The organism is Nocardia sp. NPDC046763 (assembly GCF_040645495.1).
Lineage (GTDB): Bacteria > Actinomycetota > Actinomycetes > Mycobacteriales > Mycobacteriaceae > Nocardia.
Genome location: NZ_JBEYYI010000087.1, coordinates 1 through 1,823, shown reverse-complemented (window position 1 = coordinate 1,823; position 1,823 = coordinate 1). Strand labels below are relative to the sequence as shown.

2 protein-coding genes are annotated in these 1,823 nt (G+C 65.9%); one reads left to right on the top strand and one right to left on the bottom strand.

The features are described 5' to 3' along the window. The first annotated feature begins 233 nt into the window (after window positions 1–233). Window positions 234–1,436 (top strand): IS110 family transposase, encoded by a 1,203-nt coding sequence (locus ABZ909_RS43565; protein ID WP_357012367.1) that lies wholly within the window; start codon window positions 234–236, stop codon window positions 1,434–1,436. Here the strand turns inward: ABZ909_RS43565 and ABZ909_RS43560 are convergent. Then, window positions 1,433–1,720, bottom strand: coding sequence for a hypothetical protein (locus tag ABZ909_RS43560; protein WP_357012365.1), 288 nt, complete (start codon window positions 1,718–1,720; stop codon window positions 1,433–1,435). The two genes, ABZ909_RS43565 and ABZ909_RS43560, sit on opposite strands and share 4 nt — an antisense overlap. Window positions 1,721–1,823: the final 103 nt, after the last annotated feature.

Sequence of the window (1,823 nt, the reverse complement as noted above, 5' to 3'; positions counted from 1 at the left end):
CCCGTTACCTTCTTGGTGGGCCTGACACGGGCCCACGGTCGCCAGGCCCGGTATGACTAATTCCCCCTGTCTTTCTCATGATCCGGGGGGTGGTGTCGCCGGGTTTTGGTGGCGTCGACGGACCGCTGATGGGGACAGGGCTGCTCGTAGGTCTCTTCGTAACGTGGGTGCCGGGCGTTGACGCTCTGATCGGCGGCCGTTCACGGGCTTTCGACGCGATGAGGAACTGCGAAGTGACACAGGCGTATGCCGTGTTCTGCGGTATTGACGTGGGAAAAGGCGAACACCACGCCGTCGGTCTCGACACGACCGGCAAGAGGTTGTTCGACAAGGCACTGCCCAACGACGAGTCCCGGCTACGAGCGGTGTTCGACCAGCTCGCCGCGCGCGGACCGCTATTGATCGTGGTCGACCAGCCCAACACCATCGGCGCGCTGCCGGTCACCGTGGCTCGCGCCTGCGGCCACGATGTCGCCTATCTGCCCGGACTGTCGATGCGCCGAATCGCCGATCTCTATCCGGGCCAGGCCAAGACCGATGCCCGCGACGCGCACATCATCGCCGACGCCGCGCGCACGATGCCACACACGCTGCGCCGCGTCGACACCGGCGACGAAACCCTCACCGAGCTCGGTGTTCTGGTCGGATTCGACGACGACCTGGCCGGTGAAGCGACCCGCACCAGCAACCGCATCCGAGGCCTGCTGACCAGCATCCACCCCGCCCTCGAACGAGTGCTGGGACCGCGCGTCATGCACCCGGCAGTGCTGGAGATTCTGTCTCGTTGCGGCGGTCCCGAAGGGATCCGCGCCGCTGGCCGACGCAAACTCACCACCATCGCCACCAACCATGCCCCACGCATGGGCGCGCGCCTGGTGGAGGAGATCCTGGCCGCACTGCCCGCCCAGACGGTCGTTGTTCCCGGCTCCAACGCCGCCGAGATCGTCTTGCCCAAGCTCGCCGATTCGTTGAAAACGGTTCTGCTGCAACGACAACAAGTCGCCGAGGACATCGAGAGGATGCTCGATGATCACCCTCTTGCCAAGGTCCTGACCTCGATGCCCGGCGTCGGAGTCAGGACCGGAGCCCGCATCCTGCTCGAGGTCGGCGACGGCTCGGCCTTCGCCTCAGCCGGCCATCTAGCCTCCTACGCCGGAATCGCCCCGATCACCCACCGCTCGGGCAGCTCGATCCGCGGCGAACACCCCGCCCGATCGGGCAACCACAAACTCAAACGCGCCCTGTTCTTGTCGGCCTTCGCTGCCCTGCACGACCCGGCCAGCCGCGCCTATTACACCCGCAAACGCGCCGAGGGCAAGAAGCACAACGCCGCCCTCATCTGCCTGGCCCGCCGCCGCTGCGATGTCCTCTACGCCATGCTCAAAACCAAACAGCCCTACCGAGATTCACCCACAGTCACGGCGAGCGCTCCCTAACGAAAATCCTCCTGGTCCCCGCGCGCCACGATCACAACCTGCCCGTTCCCCTCACCGGCTGTCTGGTCGACCCGCAGCACTTGCTTGGCCCGAGTTTCTTCCACGACATGCCGATACGACGGCGACAGCAACGACTCCACCTGACCGAAGACGCTCGGGCCCACCCCGGCGTTCCGGGGCCGGTGACGCCAGTAGATCCAGCCCCGCCCTTCGGCCCACACCGCAACACGATCGACAACGACCGCCCCGACGACCAGCCCCAGCACCCAGAACATCCAGTCCATGCAGCGACCTCCAGCCAGATTGCCTCACCGCAAACCAACGTATCGGAATCACACCACGAGTGCGGCCGCCGACAGGTTGACGAAAACCATAGGGACACCCCCC